This window comes from Pseudomonas sp. rhizo25 (genome assembly GCF_031931935.1).
Lineage (GTDB): Bacteria > Pseudomonadota > Gammaproteobacteria > Pseudomonadales > Pseudomonadaceae > Aquipseudomonas > Aquipseudomonas synxantha.
This window is the reverse complement of the sequence record NZ_JAUJXA010000007.1, coordinates 22,445-41,138: the sequence shown is the minus strand read 5'-3', so window position 1 is coordinate 41,138 and position 18,694 is coordinate 22,445. Positions and strand designations below refer to the sequence as shown.

The window sequence follows — 18,694 nt, the reverse complement described above, 5'->3', positions numbered from 1 at the left end:
AGCACCCATTCTCGGGCGGATAAAAACGATGAACCCAGGAGAGATGCAATGCCCTATGTACCTGTAGCGCAGCTCAAAGATTATGTCGGCAAGGAACTGGGACGTTCCGAATGGCTCACCATCGACCAGGCGCGTATCAACCTGTTCGCAGAAGCCACCGGCGATCATCAGTTCATCCACGTCGACCCGGTCAGGGCCGCCGAGACGCCATTCGGCAGCACCATCGCCCATGGTTTCCTGTCGCTGTCGCTGATGCCCAAGCTGATGGAAGACATCCTGATCATGCCCGAAGGCCTGAAGATGGCAGTCAACTACGGCCTGGACAGCGTGCGTTTTATCCAGCCGGTGAAGGTTGATTCCAAGGTGCGCCTGAACGTCACCCTCTCCGATGTCACCGAGAAAAAACCGGGCCAATGGCTGTTCAAGGCCACCGCCACCCTGGAAATCGAAGGCCAGGAGAAGCCCGCCTACATTGCCGAGTCGTTGTCGCTCTGCTTCGTATAAGGCCCGGACTGTGGTGAGGCGATAAACCTTGCCACAGTGTATGTAAATTTATGTATGAATCCTGCGGCTGCGGCATACTCGGCGCTCAATTATCCGGATCCCGCTATGCGCCCATTTGTCCCCCTCGCCTTTGCCCTGTTGCTCACCGCTTGCGGAGACGGCGAATCGCTGTTGCCGCCCGATGCGCGCCTGCCCGATGGCGGTCGCTACCGGGGTGACGTGGTCAACGGCCTGTTGCAAGGCCAGGGCCGCGTGGACTACCCCAATGGCAGTTGGTACGCCGGCCAGTTCGACAAAGGGCAGTGGCACGGCAAGGGCGAATGGCACGGTAGTAATGGCGAAGTCTATAAAGGCGAGTTCCAGCAGGGTCTGTTTGATGGCCAGGGCAGCCTGACCACCGCGGGCAGCAGTTACGTCGGGGGGTTCAAAAAGGGTCGACGCAACGGCGAAGGCACCCTCAAAGAGGGGCAAATGACCTATCGGGGTGAATTCAAGGACGACCAGTACGCAGGCCTTGGCCGCCTCGAGCTGGCCGATGGCAGCCAATACCAGGGCCAGTTCGCCCACGGCAAGCCCAATGGCGAAGGCCAGCGCAATGACGACAGCGGCAATCAGTTCAGTGGCCGCTTCGTCGATGGCCAGTTGGAAGGCAATGGCACCTTCAACAGCGCCGAGGGTGATATCTATGTCGGCCAATTCAAGCAGAACCAGCTCAACGGCAAAGGCCGCTACGAAAACGCCGACGGCGACGTGTGGATCGGCCAGTTCAAGGAAGGCGCCCTCAGCGGCCAGGGTGAGTTGATCGGAGTGGATGGCAGCCACTATGTCGGGCAGTTCAGCGATTGGCGCTTTACTGGCGAAGGCCGGCTGAATCTCACCGATGGCAGTTTCTACATCGGCGGCTTCGACAGCGACAACTACCAGGGCCGCGGCACCCTCGTCCTCGCCGACGGCACCGTGCAGGCCGGCACCTGGGTCAACGGCCTGCGCGTGCGCGATGCCGATGGCAAGCTGCTGCCCGACCCACTGGAAACCGGCGTGCTGGCCCAAGGCCGCTTGCTCGATGACGTCTTGGCCGCCGTGCCACCATCGACCTCCGCCGTGGAGCTCTACACCTTGGCATTGGCGGGCGACGGCAAGCAAAGCGTGTTCCTGCGCGAAGCCGATTACGTCAGCAACATGCTCGCCACCCGCTTCGGCGCGCGCGGGCAGGTGCGCCTGGTCAACCACCGCGACCATATTACCGACCGCCCGCTGGCCACCCGCGAAAGCCTGCGACGCGCCGTGCAAACCCTGGCCGAACGTACCGGGCCGGAAGACCTGATCTTCATCTACATGACCAGCCATGGCACACACGAACACGAACTGGTGCTCGACCAACCGCGCATGGAACTGGCCGACCTGCCCGCCGATGAGCTGGCCGCGGTGCTTGCACCGTTGAAAAACCGCGACAAGATTATCGTGATCTCAGCATGCTATTCCGGAGGCTTCATACCGGCACTCAAGGATGAACGCACCCTGATCATGACCGCCTCCCGTGCAGACCGCGTGTCGTTTGGCTGCTCGGAAGAAGCGGACTTCACCTACTTCGGTGATGCCCTTTTCGCACAAGCTTTTAACCAGACGGATGATTTGCAACACGCCTTCAAACTGGCACAACTGCACGTGGCCGAACGCGAACAGGCGGACAATTTCGAAGCCTCCGAACCGCAGATCTGGGCCCCCAAAGGCGTGATCGCCCGCTGGCAATTATTACGCAAACAGCAGGCACGAAAGGCGCTCGAAAGCGTCTCAATGAATAGCAAGGAAGCCAAAGGCAACTAAGCTGTAACGTGTAACAAGGGGGAAACACCATGTACCTGACACCTCAGCACATCTTGCTGGCCGGGGCCTCCGGGCTGACTGGCGAGCACCTGCTCGACCGCCTGCTCAACGAACCTACCGTAACCCGCGTACTGGCACCGAGTCGCAAGCCGCTGGCTGAGCACCCGCACCTGGAAAACCCCGTAGGCGACCCCGCCGTATTCCTGCCGCAACTGAGCGGCCAGGTGGATATCGCCTTCTGCTGCCTGGGCACTACCATCAAGCAGGCGGGCACCGAAGCGGCCTTCCGCGCTGTCGACCTGGATCTGGTCGTGGCCTTCGCCAAGCGCGCACGGGAGCTGGGGGCGCGGCACCTGATCGTGATCAGCGCTATTGGCGCCGACCCGAAATCCTCGATCTTCTACAACCGGGTCAAGGGCGAAATGGAACAGGCATTGAAGGCCCAGGACTGGCCGCAACTGACCATCGTGCGGCCTTCGCTGCTATTGGGCGAACGCTTGGAACCACGCCTGGCCGAGCAACTGGCCGGGCCGTTGTCGCGTTTGATTCCAGGCAAGTATCACGGCATCGAAGTCTGCGAACTGGCCCGCGCCATGTGGCGCCTGGCGCTGGAAGAGCAGGATGGGGTGCGAGTGGTCGAGTCAGATGAGCTGCGCAAGCTCGGCAAGTAAATGTAAACACACAACCAATGTGGGAGGGGGTTTGCCACCGATTACGGTATGTCAGTCACCAAATAGTTGACTGGACTACCGCTATCGGGGGCAAACCCCCTCCCACATTGTTTTGTGTTGCTGGTGGATTTTGCGTTACAAACCGCCGGTGGCGTTGAAGCCGACGCCCAGCACCGTCAATATCGACAATGGCAACAACAGCGTATCGAGCAACGCACTGGCCGGCAGGTCAACATGGGGATAGCTCGGCGCCTCGGTACCAAAGCGGTCCTTGGCACAGCAACCGCCATTGATCGCATACAAATCCAGGCGCGTGCCGGCATACACCACCGGCGCGCCAGGTTGCGCGGCGTCCAGGGTGCGCGCCGTGGCGCAGCCCGTCAGTTGCAGCGCCAGTAATAGCAGCAGCGTTTTATTCATCGCCGCCCAAATGGTGCTCGCCCCAGCGCGGCAGCATGTCCTGGGGGATGTTCAGCAGGTTCAGGATGCGTGCCACCACGAAGTCCACCAGATCATCGATGGTCTGCGGCTGGTGATAGAAGCCCGGCGACGCCGGCAAAATGGTCACGCCCATGTTCGACAACTTGAGCATGTGTTCCAGGTGAATGCTTGAATACGGCGCTTCGCGGGGCACCAGGATCAATTGGCGGCGCTCCTTCAAGGTCACGTCCGCCGCCCGTTCGATCAGGTTATTGCAAGCCCCCGTGGCAATTGCCGACAGGGTACCGGTGGAGCACGGCACCACCACCATCGCCGCAGGCGCACCGGAACCGGAAGCTACGGGCGACATCCAGTCTTCCTTGCCGTAGACCTTGATCTGCCCTGCCGCTGCGCCGGTGTACTCGGTGAGGAACGCCTGCATCGTCTGCACCTTGGCTGGCAGTGCGACATCGGTCTCGGTAGCCATTACCAACTGCGCCGCCTTGGAGATCAGGAAGTGCACCTCCCGGTCCTCGCGCACCAGGCAATCCAGCAGGCGCAAGCCATAGGGCGCGCCGGACGCGCCGGTCATCGCCAAGGTGACGCGTTCCGGGCCGCTCATTTCAGCGCCTCGGCCAATTTGCCATGCAGGCCGCCGAAGCCGCCGTTGCTCATGATCACTACGTGGGTGCCCGGCTTGGCGTGATGTTTGACCTGTTCAATGATGGATTCCAGGGAATCGCACACTGTCGACGGCACGGTGCACAGTGCGGCAATTGCCGGCAGGTCCCAGCCCAGGTTGGCCGGTGCGTACCACACCACCTGGTCGGCATCGTTGACGCTTTCCGGCAGGCCATCGCGGTGCGCGCCGAGCTTCATTGAGTTGGAACGGGGCTCAACGATCGCAATGATCTGGGCGTCGCCGACGCGCTTGCGCAGGCCATCCAGGGTCGTGGCAATCGCGGTTGGGTGATGGGCAAAGTCGTCGTAGATGGTAATCCCATTCACGTCCGCCACTTTCTCCATGCGGCGTTTCACGCTTTTGAATGCGCTCAATGCCGCAATGCCCATGGCTGGCACCACGCCTACATGCCGAGCTGCGGCCAGGGTCACCAAGGCGTTGGCCACATTATGCTGGCCGGTCATGCCCCAATCGACGATGCCTTGAGCTTCGCCTTCGAACAGCACTTCAAACCGCGAACCATCTTCGCTGAGCAACCTGGCCTGCCACTGCCCGCCGGCACCGGTGGTCTGTACCGGGGTCCAGCAGCCCATGTCGATCACACGCTGCAAGGCCGGCTCGGTAGTCGGATGGATAACCAGGCCTTCACTCGGGATGGTACGCACCAAGTGATGGAACTGCCGCTCAATGGCCGGCAGGTCGGGAAAGATATCGGCGTGATCGAACTCGAGGTTATTCAGGATCGCTGTGCGCGGGCGGTAATGCACGAACTTGGAGCGCTTATCAAAAAAGGCGCTGTCGTATTCATCAGCTTCGATCACAAAAAACGGCGTATCGCCCAGCCGCGCTGAGACCGAAAAATTCTGCGGCACACCGCCGATCAGGAAACCCGGGCTCATGCCCGCATGTTCCAACACCCAGGCCAGCATGCTGCTGGTGGTGGTCTTGCCATGGGTGCCGGCCACTGCAAGTACCCAACGGCCCTGCAACACATGGTCGGCCAGCCACTGCGGCCCCGAGACATAAGGCAAGCCCTTGTTCAGTACATACTCGACCGCCGGGTTGCCGCGGGACATGGCGTTGCCGATCACCACCAGGTCCGGGACGGGGTCGAACTGCGCCGGGTCGTAGCCCTGGGTCAGCTCGATACCCTGTGCCTCGAGTTGCGTGCTCATGGGTGGGTAAACGTTGGCATCAGAACCGGTGACGTGATGGCCCAGTTCCTTGGCCAGAACCGCCATCGAGCCCATGAAAGTGCCGCAAATACCGAGAATATGAATGTGCATAGTTGACCTCGTAAACATCGCGGCAGGTTAGCGCAGGGACGGCGAAATCGCACTCTTTAGGTGACTGCCTTACCTCTATACCCCCGCGCGCCCCAGCTTCGCCTGCATCTGCGCCAACGCGTCGTTCATGGCAGCTATCCTTTTTTTAACCAAGGCTGCTCGTTCCGCAAGCCCTTTGTTAGGCTGGTCAGGTTCTTCTTCCGGGTTCCATATTTTGTAGAAAACGCCGAAACTGTCAGCGAGTTCGCTGGTGTGATTTTCCAGGATAAGCAACTCGTCTTCCAGCTGGCCTATCATTCCCTGAGGTTGGTCGGACCATGTAACATCATCTATTTCCAGGTCCGGCCACAATTCCCGCAACGATTGCGAAACCGTCTTCGCATCCTTCATGGAAGTCTCAAGCTGAGCTCGTAAAGCGGGTTCGACAGGCTCTTGCGTCGGATCCAGCGCGTCGCCAGAATTCCAGCCTGGCACGCGGACATCGGGGCGTTCAAAATGCGCATTAAGCTTTATCTGCACCAAGTCGGTAATGATGGTAGTCAGAACGTCAGTAACAATGTTTGTGGTAACGTCAATAACGGCGGAACTAGGGCTACGGACAAAGCCTCGCAGCGGGGCGCCATAAGGTGTCCCAGTGGCGCTATCAAATGCGTACCACTTTCCGTTGCGCTCTACAGCGCTGACAGGAACTGCATCACTATTGGCGCCGAGTGGCCGGTAGATGCCGTTGGCGATATCGTCTTTGCCCCCCGCAAGAGGAAGTTCGAAATGGCCGCTGCGCCTGCCCAAACCGCGTAGTTTCTTGAACCCTGCTTTACCAAGTTTAAACACACCACGACCCGCATCATAAACAGCCTGAAGAGGATTAACCGCCTTCAATGCCGCAGTCCCCCCTCCCTTAATGAAGTCTAAAGCCGCCCCCATCCCGGTTTTGACTCCAAACTTGACACCTTGAATACCGCCTTTTAAAGCGGGAATAAAAAACCCAAACAGATCCAGAGCCAGATGAAACATTCCCTCGACAGGCTTGCCATTAACAAAGCTCTCTGCCGCGTTATAGAAAGGGATCAAACTCAAAAAAAACGCGTGGATCGACTTTGTACGTTGTTCCTCCTGTTCTTGCTGCGTGTTGCCATTGGCCTCAGTTTTTGCCTCATCCATACCCCGCGTGTAATAAGCACTGACAGAGCCCGCCAGCTCTTCGGTTCTCGCTGATGAAAAGGTCGCAGGTATATCGGGATGCTCGCCCCGCTTCTCTTTTTCCAGCGATTTATTGGGATAAATAGAAAAAGCCAAAAAATCCACAGGGTCCTGTTTCGGTGATGAACTGCCCACTGTCTGCCACAAAATCGTCACTGCTGGCTCTTTGCCTTCTGGCGAGTCAGGCCGGGGCATGGAGAAGTACAAACGTGAGCCTGGGAACTGCAGGCCAGGCCTTGTGGGATCGGCATCCTTAATGATGCGTCCTTGGGACGGGGAGTAAAGATAATGGACAGTCTTCCCATTCAGTTCGGCGCGGATGAGGATTGCGCCGCTGTTTATATACGGGTGAATTTTATGATCGGGGCTTACCTGCCCTTGATGGGCTTCGGGTGTCGTCAAGTTGAAGGTTGTGACCTTGCCGTACTCGATCATTTTACGATCTTCGAGCGGCAACAACGAAAGCTGATATTTGAATTGCTGTGTGGCTGCGTCTTTCAGGCCTTGGGCATAGGCATCAAACTTATCATCAAATAGTTCTTTTATCTTCGGCAGCTTAGGTATTCCCTGACTAACGATAGCCGTCGTGAAGACCGGGTCACTGGATATCCAAGGCTGCTTACCCAAGTCGCCCGACATATATATATCCAGCAACGAGTAAGGCTTACGGTCGGGAGAACCTGGTGCTTCCTGCGCAAGCAGCGGCTGTTCAAAAAATTTCTCGTTCTCGGCACCATATACTCGCCGCAAATGAGTGAGCGCCAGCTCTCGCCGGGTAGGCATCGGCTTAGTCAATGCCTCCACGGAATCCGCCAGAGCCTTCTGTTGTGCCTTCATAGCATTTACGGCGAGCTCTATCTCTTCGGGAGAGTATGCATCGTCGTTCTTTTGAACAATGACGCCATTGGCAATCGCCCAGTCGATAATGGCTGCCAACTGCGCGAATTGCTGCTCGCGCTTTTCTACCTCGGAGACGGGGGTAGTCTCATCGAGCGTCATGATCTCCTGATACGTCATGCCTGCCGTGCTACCGGGCTGCCTTGCCTCTATCCGAGCTACAGCGGCACTGAACGCTGCCCATTGATGGCTGCCATATACCATCGTCGAAGGTATTCCCTTGACCAAAAACTCGGGGGCCGAAATCGACAGCAACTGAAAGGCTATGACCTTGGCGTATGCCTCGCCGAACCGGGTAGCCAAATAAGCTTCGAACCGCTTCACGATTTCAGCAGGGTGGTAGCCCCAGTTACCTTGTTGACGCAACGGATACCCAGCAAGCTCGTTGCGATTAAGACCTCCAGCAGGATCCACATCCAGTGCTAAAGCGCTCAGCAGAACGTCCCTGACACTGGTTGCGCCCGCAAACGCATCGATACTGTCCTGAAGCAACTTGCCCAAGGCTTGACCTTCTGGGGAGTTGAGAATTGCATCGAGCATTTTGGCAGGCTCATCCTTGGCAGATCGTTGCGCCTCAGGAATCGTGCGAAGCAGAAGTTCAATAAGACTCGGTGCATCGTGGCCAGAGCCAGAAGCCGACTGCTGCTGACGCGCTTTCCACGTGGCAATGACCTTTCGTAACTCATCTTGAGCGTCAGCAGTAAGCGGAGCGTCTTTAGTTAATAGCCCGCCATAATCAACTGTGGCAGTAGAGGGGGAGGAGGATGCGGTGCTACGTCGGGATCGCGAAGGCGCATGAGCATTTGATATGTCTGTCGTGGCAGTATCATCCGCAGCATTATTTTTTGCTATCTGGTCTCGCTGAAAGAGCTCCATCCGGCTTGACGCCCGCCCCAATGAGCTGAAGCTTGAAATCATATATTCACGTTCCAAAATCCTGTGCAAAACAGGCGCGGTGAAATAAGTATGGCCCTTCCATGGCCAATCCAGTGCATGTCAGGGCCGGCACTGATAAACGACAACAAAACACCTTTGGCAAAATTTACAAGTACAGCAACGCTATAAGCAATACACCCAGCAGTTCGGGTTCTCAATAACGAGTACGCTTATTCCGATGGTTTAGCTTCAGCCTTGGGCGCGGCTTTATTCATTTTATCCATTACCTCTTTTTGTGCCCGATCCAACTCTGCTATTCTCGCCTCGGCCGTTTCTATGCGTTGTTTCAATCCTTCCATTCCTGAAGCAGCCGGTTTATCCGCGAGATGGGGTTTAAAAAAGACCTTCCATTGTTCAGCAACGGGCGCAGTGTGCTCTTCGGCATAATCCAATAAATGCTCAAGTCGATTCATGCGCTCAAGCGGGTCTTTCGGCCATTCCTCATTAGGAAGGAGGCCCATCTCGATATCCCCATATCGGAGCCCTGCCGCGCCATTGGCCACCGCGAATCCAGTAACCTGAATCTCGTTCATTCTAGGGTAAAGGTTCCCCAGATCAGGCTCTGTTGAACCCGAAGGCCGGTCTACCGATGACTTCGCAATGGGAGTGGGTGGCACCATCGGCTGAGGTAAATAGGAAGCCTTGATCTGTTCACCGGCCGCAGTGGAACCCGCATACGAAGCGATATTAATAGGTGCGGAAACCAGCCCTGTGATCCCGGCGCTGATCGCAGCTTCGCGCGCAGTAGCGGCCGCAGACGGCGAAGAAGAAATGACCCCATTCTTTACCAGACTTGTCGCGTCTTGCAAACGGATTACCGCATCCGCAACGGTCATTTTTGGTTGGCTGGGGGGAGTCGGAGCCTTGTTTAGCCAATTGCTTACGTGCGGGTTGGCTGTCGGCGTATGCACGTCCTTATGAGCTTCATTGTTACCTTTCGCGGCACTGGCTTTATCCCTTGCAACCTTGCCGTTTTTATCGAGAGGCCTTCCGATCTTATCAACTAGAAAGCCTTCTTTATCGACCCTTTTGCCGTCCCTATCGATCAAATGCCCTTCAGCGTTGACCAAGCGGCCCTGAGGATTCACGAGGCGGTTCTCGGAATCGATAAGGTGTCCTTTGTCATTAATCGGCTTGCCATGGGTATTGATCAACTGCCCTTTATCATTTACTGCTTGGCCTTTGGTATTTATTTTTTGTCCCAGATGATTAATGGGGTGATTTTGAGCATTTATCAATTGACCTTTGTTATTGACCGCATGCCCTTGAGTGTTGATAAGCTGCCCATGTTGGTTCACTAGCTTATTTTGACTATTATAATAACTTCCCGCCGGCGCATAATGAGGTAACTTCGCCGCACCGGAGGTGCCATTCGCCCCCCCAGAGCCATGGTGTACCGTAACAGGATGTATAACGGGGGGTTTCGGAGTAATTGCCATATTATTCACCTCAAAAATAACAGATATAATTTTCATCACGACGCCCTAAGGCTTCTTTTCCCTACGTGGTTTCCAAATAAGAAATAGTTCCTTACGCAATTCTGCTTTACCCAGCTGGCCGGCTATTGACCACATTTTTTAACTGAGTATCGAGTAGGAGGCGGATTGTCCCCGCTGTCCTCTCAAGCCACCGGAGGCAGGGTTCCGTATGAAGTTGTGCCGCACCCGGCCGTCCAGCTCCTCAAGAGTTCGCTCGCTCTAGCCTGAAGTAACTTCCCGACACCGCAGCATGGGATTTATCCACTCAATGACGTTAGCCATCTTATGGCCCCGGGCTTCCTTCAGATTCGCAGTCACCTGCGACCCCCTTGCCTAGCGCACACAAAAAAGCCCACCGATAGATTCGATGGGCTTTGCTGGCATGACAGACCTTAGCCGGGGTTAGCTTCAATTTTCGATTTCAGCGAGCCCATCAATGCAGAAAGGGTAGCCATCCGTGCCTCCATGGCGATTGCGCGGGGCTTGATATCATCTTCGTCAGCATCCGTGACAGCGGGCTGAAACGAAATATTATGCTTGCGTGCTTCTTTAGCGAACTCGCCCTCGGCAAAATCAAGCATGGCTTCGAGCGCATCCAGACGCGTATCGTTATCCAGCATCAGCCATTTCAGCGATATGGACACAGGCTCCTCATTACGCAGTTCGCCCAAGGTATTGACGATCTTAAATACGCTGTTTTGAATATGATCGACGATCCGCCCTTCTTCCACACTTTGAACAGTGGCAGTGACGGGTGGCGGATTGATGATTGGCTTGAGCGCTTCATTAGCGCTTCCGGCGATAAACAACCCCATCGTACTAAAGGGCGCGCTGATTGCTGTGGTGATGGCTGCGGTCTTAATGAGCGTCTTGGTCGTGGGCGGAAGCGCTGTCTCCTTGGCTTTCACCAGTTCATCGGCATTTTTCTCAAGCTTGGACGAAGAAAAAGGTTCTACCTCCTGCCCATCGACTCGTCCTGGCGTGGGCTGGGCAAACAACTTGTCGCGGGCTTCAGCATCTTTGCGGGCTTGCCATTCTTTTTGATGCTTGGCTTTGTATTCATCCACCCCGGGCGATTGATGAACATCTCCCCGACTCGCCTCTCCCGGTAGCCGGGCACCGCTCGCAGGCCCTGGCCCGGCGAAGTCGCTGACCTTGGAATCAACGAACGCTTGATCAAATTTTCCATCGGTGGCCCCCGCCCAGCTGCTGGCAGGCACGTCGCCGGCTTTTGGGGCTTCTAACGTACGATTTGGAATGTCGACTCGCGATCCACCCGTTAGGCTCTCTAGAATTCCGCCTATTCTTGAACACTTTATACGCTGGTGGGTGTGTGTTGAATTTGAAAGTATCATAATGAGTTACCTGATGATTAATAATTATTAGAAAGCCATCCATTACCTTCACTTGATAAGTGACAAACCACGCCTAAAAGTTCCACTCCACCTTTGTTAAAATACAGAAGCATAACGACTGGCAACGCGAGAAATACATACCACCTACGCCAACTAAGCACTAACTTTCCAGAGCGCTGATAACACCGAATTGTGCAGCCTGAACACCAAATGGCGTCTTGGTGATCACATTATAAGCGTACCAAGCCCCATTCTTCAGGATCGCCACCGTGGGTCGCCACAAGTTGTCGTCCGCCGATTTGAAAAACCCTTTTACGATATCGCCCTCCTTATAGACTTTGGAGACATCATAACTTTTATAATGGCCCCTCAGTCTTGACAGCACCTCATCGCCTTTACCTGCGAGGTATTTGATATCCCGATATCCGGCCTGTGCCCCCTTATTCAGGTTTTTGGCAATATCTACGGTGTCGGTATACCCCACCGATGCGCCGACGCCGGCAAATACTCCGCGTTTAAGAATAGTCAGCATGCCTTTACCTGCCTTGGAGGCTTTGCGACCGGCATTGGCCGCAGGAAGGGCAAAACCAAGAATATCGAAGCCGATATTAAACACTGCCCCTTTGACATCCCCCTTGATCGCATCTTGAACACCATCATAAAAAGGCACGAGGCTCAGGAAGAAACCCTTGAGGTTTTCATCAATCGCACGTCCTTTCTCAACCTCTGTCACCCCTGCGGCCTTGAGCTTGAGGTCCTCATAAACCTGCCCGGCGAAACGCCCCGCTGCCTGAGCAAGCGCATTGGTTTTCTTTGAAAAGTAGGAGCCCGGCATTTCACCCGCCAGGTCTGGTGGATCACGATCTTCATTGAGCGTTCCAAACGGGTTATACACATGCAACGAGCCGGGAACATAGCCCTTGCCTGCGTCGCTAAAATACGAACTGTCATTGAAACCAGCCTGGCTGCCTGGGACAGTATGCTCCTTGACTATTCGCCCTTCGAAAGGCAAAACGCTGTAAGCAGAAACTTCGCCCTCGCTGCCCACCACTTTCATCATTAAACCTTGCGTGCCCTTGAGCTCCTTGAGTTCCTGATCAGTGGGTTCCCTAGGCCAAAAAACTTTAGTGGTCAGCACGTCAAGTACAGAGGGAAACCCATTCAGGAAAGGTCGAGACACTTCGAAAAAGCTCACATCCGATTGACTGATCTTCTCTCGATCGGCAATGGGCAACAACGAAAACAGATATTTGAATTGAATAGCCCATGCACTTTCGTGAGTTTTCCTGAACTCCAGGAACGCTTCTGAAAACACTTTATTGATATCAGGCTTAAGCTCCCCAATACGCGACTTGATTTTGCTGCATGGAAAGTTCTTTTCGTCAAGCGACTTCCATTTATCCACCTTGATTGGGCCACTCATGTAAATATCAAGCAGGGACAGCGGGGTGTGTCTGACCTCCCTATCCTGCAATACTTTGAGTGTCGGGTCGATATCGGGAAAAACGCGCTTGATCTCCTCCAGGGCCAGCGCCTCTCGAGTTATGGGGAGCGTTTTCAACACTTCATGCGCCCATAAAATTTCTGTTTGCTGCTTGATCGATGCTTTTCTTATCCGCTCTAACTCATCCGTTGCGACAGTGAACTTCGAACTGTTCCCTGTCATTCTGTTTGCAAAACCCCAAGCGAGAATAGAGTCGTGCATTGCCGCGAGCAACTCACTCTCGCCCTCGAACGAAACAGAAGGTACAGCACCATAATCCATCACTTGGTTATAGGTCATGTTTGCCGTTGCGCCAGGTACTTGCAGCTCAATACGCATCACGCTTATGCAGAAATTCATCCAGGCAGCAGAGCCGAAGACAATGCCGAACGGTATGTTTTTTACCAGAAATTCAGGCGCTACCGCTGCTAATAATAAGCGCGCAACCAAAGGAGCCAACACAACCCCAACCTTCGTTTCAAGGTAAGCGACAAAGCGCTTGACGATTACATCCGGGGGCAAGCCGACATTATCTTTGTGATACAGGTCATAGCCCGCCACATTGAAACGTGATTTATCTGCACTGGGATCAAGTTCATGTACGAGTGCCGCGTTTACGCTCTCAATCGCGCTGGTCGGGGTCTTGATCGACTTGAGTAAGGTCTGAATGTCGTCACCCAGCGCCAGCGCCTTGGGCGAGCGAATGAGTTGGTCCATGACCCATGCAGGGTTATCCCCAATCATCTTCTGTGTGGTTTGGGGAAGCGCATTGAACAGCAGGCTAAGTAAACTCCCCGCACCAGGTCCCGCCTGCGTATCGGAGACTTGGATAAGTTGCTGCCTTTTCCACTCATCTACCAAGCCCTGCCTCTTGCGCAGCAAGGTGCGGCCCAACTTTATGTCCCACTGCTTTACACCACCTGATTCAACACCCGGCGCCCGGTGAGCAAGATCGAAAGACAGCGCCTGCGCCGTCTCACCGGCCTCCTTGGCATTGACAGGGACCCGGTTGCCTTGCAGCGTGAGCATTTGCGCAACAGTCATCTCACTGCGCTGCTCGCTGGCGAACAGGCTCGAACGAGGGTCAATGGGGACCCTGACTGCTTCCAGATCAACGCGCACGCTGGCATCGCCTGCCTGGGAGCGCAGTGCCGTAATAAGGGCATGACGATCAGCGTCATCCCCCAAGGCCTGCTGGTGAATAGACAGCGCTTCATCAGAACGCGCCGGTACATACCGATCAGGTAGTTCGAAGCTCGGGTTACCGATCAGTTGCCTGACCCGAGTCGTCACCTGTGCAGAGGTAGACGGGGTGGGTTCGCCATAAAATTGCGCCACTAGATTAAGCGGAACTTGGCCATCACGCCCGTAAAAGGGGTATACAAACTCTTGCCCGGGCTCTGGTGCAAACACCTTGGAAATAGACAAAAGGGTTCGAGAAATATCAGACCATCCAGAGTCATCTGTAAGCGAAAACGTTTTAATCGAGCTGCCTACATAACCAGAAATCTCTCCTCGAGATGGATTTACCTTTAAATAACCTGTGTTGATATTTTGCTGTTTCGCCCACGCGAGGAAGCCTGGGCTCTGAAATGCACTATTTAATTGTGAACGCCAGCGCCCCAGCGTGGATTGCTGAGGTACGTCAACCAACGGTGGGCGACCAAGCGTCTTGTCGACGCCGGCAGCCAAGGTCTTGGCATAAGACCTCGCCACCTCAGCGTCAGCGGCTGTACTTGAAACGGCTGTGGACCCAGCGGCGCCCTCGGGGTAATCGACTCGGGGGCCAACGTTAGGTTGCTCGGTAGCCGCTTTATCGTGAGACGCGAGGATAGGGTCTGCAGCGGGTGCCAAAATAGAAGTTAAAGCAGGCGCAAGCAGAGGTGTGGTCAGCTGCGAGATATTCATGGGTTCACCTCGGTGCAAAGGTTAGGCTTCCTGACAAGAAACCTTTCTATATGCACTTAGTGGATCACCAGGAAAAAATCGCCCCCCCTAAACTTTAACAAAAAATAAAGCATGCTTTAAAAGCACCGCTGAAAGCACTTACACCCCGCGACTTTTATAGCCTCAGTGATTTCCAAACAAAATAATACCGACGCGTTATAACCTGCCAGCATACTTATTTATTACCTTTTAAAAAAATCGAAAAAACCAGGTGTAGCCTAAACAACACTACCTCGCGAGATCCGGTGTTTACGCAACTTCCTGTAAAGTGTATTGCGACTTAAACCCAGGCAGCTAGCCGTTTGGGTCATATGCCAACACTGTTGCTCCAACGTATCAAGCAGTACACGTCGCTCTGCGTCATCCAGAATGGCCCCTTGGTACGCCTCACTGACCGGTTCAGGCCGAGCCTGGCGAACCTCCCTGGGAAGCTCCTCAAGACTGACGTTGCCACTCTCATTCAGTGCCACCAATGTGCGCAACACTGTGCGCAACTGGCGCACATTTCCAGGCCAGGCGTATCCCAGCAGGGCTTGGCGAGCTCGCGCGTCCAGTACCACCGCTAGCCTACCGGCTTCCTGCGCCAGCAAAAAGTCGAGCAGTTGCGCCTTGTCACTGCGTTCGCGCAGGGGCGGCAACCCAATCTCCAGACCGTTCAACCGATAGTACAAGTCTTCGCGAAAACTGCCGTCCTGCATGCGCTCCAGCAAGTTACGGTGTGTAGCGCTGATAATCCGCACGTTCACGGCTTGAGCCTCGCCACCGATGGGCACCACCAGGCGATCCTCAAGCACTCGCAACAGGCGAGTCTGCAAAGCCAGTGGCATGTCGCCAATCTCGTCAAGAAAGAGTGTACCGCCATCGGCCTGTTGCAACTTGCCGCGCATGCCCTCCTTGAGAGCCCCGGTAAAACTGCCAGCGCGATAACCAAACAGTTCGCTTTCGATCAGGCTTTCCGGAATGGCGGCGCAGTTAAGTGCGATAAAAGGCTTATCAGCACGTTGGCTGGCCTGATGCACAGCCTTGGCAAAGGCTTCTTTGCCGGAACCGGTTTCTCCGTTGATCAACAGCGGAACGTCACGCTCGAACACTCGCACGGCCCTGCGAAAGTCATTTTGCAAGGCCGGATCGCCCAGACAGATGCCGGGCAGTCGTGGTGCCTCAAGTGATTTGACCACGGGCGCTGTCACGCTACGCGGTTGGCCGCGCAACGCGGCGAATAAATGCCGCCCTTCTCGCGTACGCAGGGGCCAGCTGGCGCTGGCATTGGCACTGGCTCGACCGAGCAATTGGTCCAGGGAGCAGTCGAAAAATGCTTCCACGGGTTGCCCCAACAAACCACCGCGCAGCTGCCCCAGCAGGTTCAACGCGCTCTGGTTGACCGCGCAAATGCGCCCTTCACCATCGAACGCCAACAGCCCCTCACTGAACAGGCCCACCGACTCGGCCTGCAGGTGAAAGCGCAGCAGCCAGTGGTGCTCAAAATGGCGTAGAAAGTAGCAACTCTCGATCATCTTCGCCGACAGGTTCACCAGCGCCATGGTGTGGAATTGGCTCTGGCGCGATACCGCTTCGCGTGCCGAGGACACATCGAGTACCGCCAGCAGCTCACCGTGGGGGTCGAACACCGGACTTGCCGAGCAGGTCAGCCCGGTATGGCGGCCACGGAAGTGTTCATCGCGGTGAATGGTCAAGGACTGGCGCTCCACCAGGCAGGTGCCAATGCCGTTAGTGCCTTCGCAGGCTTCACTCCAGTCCGCGCCCAGCCACAACCCGGCGCGCTCGAAGATCTTGCGCTCAGAGGGCGCGGTGACACAGTTGAGGATCACCCCGCGCGCGTCGGTGAGCAGCACCGCATGACCGGCGCCGGACAGTTGTTGATGCAGGCTGTTCATCTCGCTGCCGGCGATATGCAGCACTTGGCGCAAGCGCTCGCGGCTTTCCAGCAGGCGGCCGTGTTCAAGCACCGTGGGGGCGATGGTCTGCGCAGGGTCGAGGTGATAATCCTCCACGCAACGCAGCCAGGAACGAGCGATGGATGGATCGCTGCCCGGCCCCTGGGACAGCTCCTGTCCGCGGGTGACGGTCAAGACTTGCTGGGCATGGCGACTGAAATGATCGTTATGCATGTTCTTATTATTCTCCCTGCGTGAGAGCGCCCAGCATCCCCCAGCCCTCTGCCCATTGCAATCCCGGGACGACCCACCGGTCACAGGCTGTACCGTTTATGGCACAAACTGTCACACCACGTGTACCGCAAGGGTGACAGCGACGCATGGCGCCAACGCCCAACCCGTTGATTTGGCTGGCCAGCGCTGCAGTGGCCCAACCTTTGCTCTACGCTTTATCACGCGCTTGTCGCGATGTACTCCAATAAACATAAAAGCAGGAGATGCCACCATGCGTTACGCACACCCCGGTACTGAAGGCGCGATCGTTTCGTTCAAGGCCAAGTACGGTAACTACATCGGCGGCGAATTCGTTGCGCCGGTCGATGGCAACTATTTCACCAACACCTCGCCGGTCAACGGCAAGCCTATCGCCGAATTCCCGCGCTCCACGGCCAAAGACATCGATAAAGCCCTGGACGCTGCCCACGCCGCCGCCGATGCCTGGGGCAAGACCTCGGCCCAGGACCGCTCGCTGGTGCTGCTGAAAATCGCCGACCGCATCGAACAGAACCTCGAGCTGCTGGCCATCACCGAAACCTGGGACAACGGCAAGGCCGTACGCGAAACCCTCAATGCCGACATCCCCCTGGCCGCCGACCACTTCCGCTACTTCGCCGGCTGCATCCGCGCCCAGGAAGGCAGCAGCGCCGAAATCAACGAACACACCGCCGCCTATCACTTCCACGAGCCGCTGGGCGTGGTCGGCCAGATCATCCCGTGGAACTTCCCGCTGCTGATGGCCGCATGGAAACTCGCCCCAGCCCTGGCCGCCGGCAACTGCGTGGTGCTCAAGCCCGCCGAGCAAACACCGCTGGGCATCAACGTGCTGATGGAACTGATCGGAGACCTGCTGCCGCCGGGCGTGCTGAACGTGGTTCACGGTTTCGGCAAGGAAGCCGGCGAAGCACTGGCCACCAGCAAGCGCATCGCCAAGATCGCCTTCACCGGTTCCACGCCAGTGGGCTCGCACATCATGCATGCGGCGGCCGAGAACATCATTCCGTCCACCGTCGAGCTGGGCGGCAAGTCGCCGAACATCTTCTTCGCCGACATCATGAAAGCCGAACCGCAATTCATCGAAAAAGCCGCTGAAGGCTTGGTGCTGGCGTTCTTCAATCAGGGCGAAGTGTGCACCTGCCCATCTCGCGCACTGGTGGAAGAATCGATCTACGACGACTTCATGAAAGTGGTGATGAAAAAAGTCGAGTCGATCAAGCGTGGAGACCCGCTGGACACCGACACCATGGTCGGCGCCCAGGCGTCCGAGCAGCAGTTCGACAAGATCCTCTCCTACCTGGAAATCGCCAAGGGCGAAGGCGCACAACTGCTGACCGGCGGCAAGGTCGAGAAGCTGACGGGCGACCTCGCCACCGGCTACTACATCCAGCCGACCCTGCTCAAGGGCACCAACGAAATGCGCGTGTTCCAGGAAGAAATCTTCGGCCCGGTGGTGAGCATCACCACCTTCAAGGACGAAGCCGAAGCCCTGGCAATTGCCAACGACACCGAGTTCGGCCTGGGTGCCGGCCTATGGACCCGCGACATCAACCGCGCCTACCGCATGGGCCGGGCGATCAAGGCCGGCCGTGTGTGGACCAACTGCTACCACCTGTACCCGGCGCATGCCGCGTTTGGCGGTTACAAGAAGTCCGGCGTAGGCCGCGAGACCCACAAGATGATGTTGGATCACTACCAGCAGACCAAGAACCTGCTGGTGAGCTACGACATTAATCCACTCGGGTTCTTCTAACCCGCAACACCCTCTCACCTTTGAAACGCAATCAAAGGTGAGAGGGGGCTTGCTCCCGATAGCAGAGTGTCAGTCGACATCTAAGTGACT

At 56.2% G+C, this 18,694-nt stretch carries 12 protein-coding genes; 4 read left to right on the top strand and 8 right to left on the bottom strand.

Going from position 1 to position 18,694, the window contains the following annotated elements; all coding sequences use genetic code 11:
* The first annotated feature begins 48 nt into the window (after positions 1–48).
* From QZR30_RS16935 to QZR30_RS16925, 3 genes are all read left to right on the top strand, one after another.
* On the top strand, positions 49–504 hold the full coding sequence (locus QZR30_RS16935; protein ID WP_311903718.1) for a MaoC family dehydratase: 456 nt from the start codon (positions 49–51) through the stop codon (positions 502–504).
* A 105-nt stretch (positions 505–609) separates the two neighbouring features.
* On the top strand, positions 610–2,328 hold the full coding sequence (locus QZR30_RS16930) for a C13 family peptidase (protein ID WP_311903717.1): 1,719 nt from the start codon (positions 610–612) through the stop codon (positions 2,326–2,328).
* Positions 2,329–2,357: 29 nt separating this feature from the next.
* On the top strand, positions 2,358–2,999 hold the full coding sequence (locus QZR30_RS16925; protein ID WP_056846370.1) for an oxidoreductase: 642 nt from the start codon (positions 2,358–2,360) through the stop codon (positions 2,997–2,999).
* Between the two features lie 135 nt (positions 3,000–3,134).
* On the opposite strand, the gene QZR30_RS16920 is transcribed toward QZR30_RS16925, so the two are convergent.
* From QZR30_RS16920 to QZR30_RS16885, 8 genes are all read right to left on the bottom strand, one after another.
* Positions 3,135–3,419, bottom strand: a complete 285-nt coding sequence (locus QZR30_RS16920) for a YceK/YidQ family lipoprotein (protein ID WP_056846369.1) — start codon at positions 3,417–3,419, stop codon at positions 3,135–3,137.
* A complete protein-coding gene (gene ubiX, locus QZR30_RS16915) occupies positions 3,412–4,041 on the bottom strand; it encodes a flavin prenyltransferase UbiX (RefSeq protein ID WP_043048003.1) in 630 nt (209 codons plus the stop codon). The genes QZR30_RS16920 and ubiX overlap by 8 nt, the downstream gene beginning before the upstream one ends.
* Positions 4,038–5,387, bottom strand: a complete 1,350-nt coding sequence (gene mpl, locus QZR30_RS16910; RefSeq protein WP_274356077.1) for a UDP-N-acetylmuramate:L-alanyl-gamma-D-glutamyl-meso-diaminopimelate ligase — start codon at positions 5,385–5,387, stop codon at positions 4,038–4,040. The genes ubiX and mpl overlap by 4 nt, the downstream gene beginning before the upstream one ends.
* A 75-nt stretch (positions 5,388–5,462) precedes the next feature.
* The gene (locus QZR30_RS16905) at positions 5,463–8,402 is read right to left on the bottom strand and encodes a hypothetical protein (protein ID WP_311903716.1); all 2,940 of its coding nucleotides are present in this window, start codon (positions 8,400–8,402) and stop codon (positions 5,463–5,465) included.
* A gap of 188 nt (positions 8,403–8,590) precedes the next feature.
* Positions 8,591–9,895, bottom strand: a complete 1,305-nt coding sequence (locus tag QZR30_RS16900) for a hypothetical protein (protein WP_145916439.1) — start codon at positions 9,893–9,895, stop codon at positions 8,591–8,593.
* A gap of 395 nt (positions 9,896–10,290) precedes the next feature.
* Positions 10,291–11,118, bottom strand: coding sequence for a hypothetical protein (locus QZR30_RS16895; protein WP_046069702.1), 828 nt, complete (start codon positions 11,116–11,118; stop codon positions 10,291–10,293).
* Positions 11,119–11,413: 295 nt separating this feature from the next.
* Positions 11,414–14,644, bottom strand: coding sequence for a hypothetical protein (locus QZR30_RS16890; RefSeq protein ID WP_311903715.1), 3,231 nt, complete (start codon positions 14,642–14,644; stop codon positions 11,414–11,416).
* 257 nt (positions 14,645–14,901) lie between these two features.
* Positions 14,902–16,812, bottom strand: a complete 1,911-nt coding sequence (locus tag QZR30_RS16885) for a sigma-54-dependent Fis family transcriptional regulator (protein WP_046069704.1) — start codon at positions 16,810–16,812, stop codon at positions 14,902–14,904.
* Between the two features lie 271 nt (positions 16,813–17,083).
* On the opposite strand from QZR30_RS16885, the gene exaC reads away from it, so the two are divergent.
* Complete coding sequence (gene exaC, locus QZR30_RS16880) at positions 17,084–18,604, top strand: acetaldehyde dehydrogenase ExaC (RefSeq protein WP_046069705.1); 1,521 nt, start codon at positions 17,084–17,086, stop codon at positions 18,602–18,604.
* Positions 18,605–18,694: the final 90 nt, after the last annotated feature.

Bases quoted from the DNA above. Each gene is read 5' to 3' on its own strand.
- QZR30_RS16900 (WP_145916439.1), bottom strand. From the start codon at position 9,895: ATGAAAATTATATCTGTTATTTTTGAGGTGAATAATATGGCAATTACT.
- QZR30_RS16935 (WP_311903718.1), top strand. From the start codon at position 49: ATGCCCTATGTACCTGTAGCGCAGCTCAAAGATTATGTCGGCAAGGAA.
- QZR30_RS16930 (WP_311903717.1), top strand. From the start codon at position 610: ATGCGCCCATTTGTCCCCCTCGCCTTTGCCCTGTTGCTCACCGCTTGC.
- QZR30_RS16920 (WP_056846369.1), bottom strand. From the start codon at position 3,419: ATGAATAAAACGCTGCTGCTATTACTGGCGCTGCAACTGACGGGCTGC.
- mpl (WP_274356077.1), bottom strand. From the start codon at position 5,387: ATGCACATTCATATTCTCGGTATTTGCGGCACTTTCATGGGCTCGATG.
- QZR30_RS16885 (WP_046069704.1), bottom strand. From the start codon at position 16,812: ATGCATAACGATCATTTCAGTCGCCATGCCCAGCAAGTCTTGACCGTC.
- QZR30_RS16925 (WP_056846370.1), top strand. From the start codon at position 2,358: ATGTACCTGACACCTCAGCACATCTTGCTGGCCGGGGCCTCCGGGCTG.
- exaC (WP_046069705.1), top strand. From the start codon at position 17,084: ATGCGTTACGCACACCCCGGTACTGAAGGCGCGATCGTTTCGTTCAAG.
- QZR30_RS16890 (WP_311903715.1), bottom strand. From the start codon at position 14,644: ATGAATATCTCGCAGCTGACCACACCTCTGCTTGCGCCTGCTTTAACT.
- ubiX (WP_043048003.1), bottom strand. From the start codon at position 4,041: ATGAGCGGCCCGGAACGCGTCACCTTGGCGATGACCGGCGCGTCCGGC.
- QZR30_RS16905 (WP_311903716.1), bottom strand. From the start codon at position 8,402: ATGATTTCAAGCTTCAGCTCATTGGGGCGGGCGTCAAGCCGGATGGAG.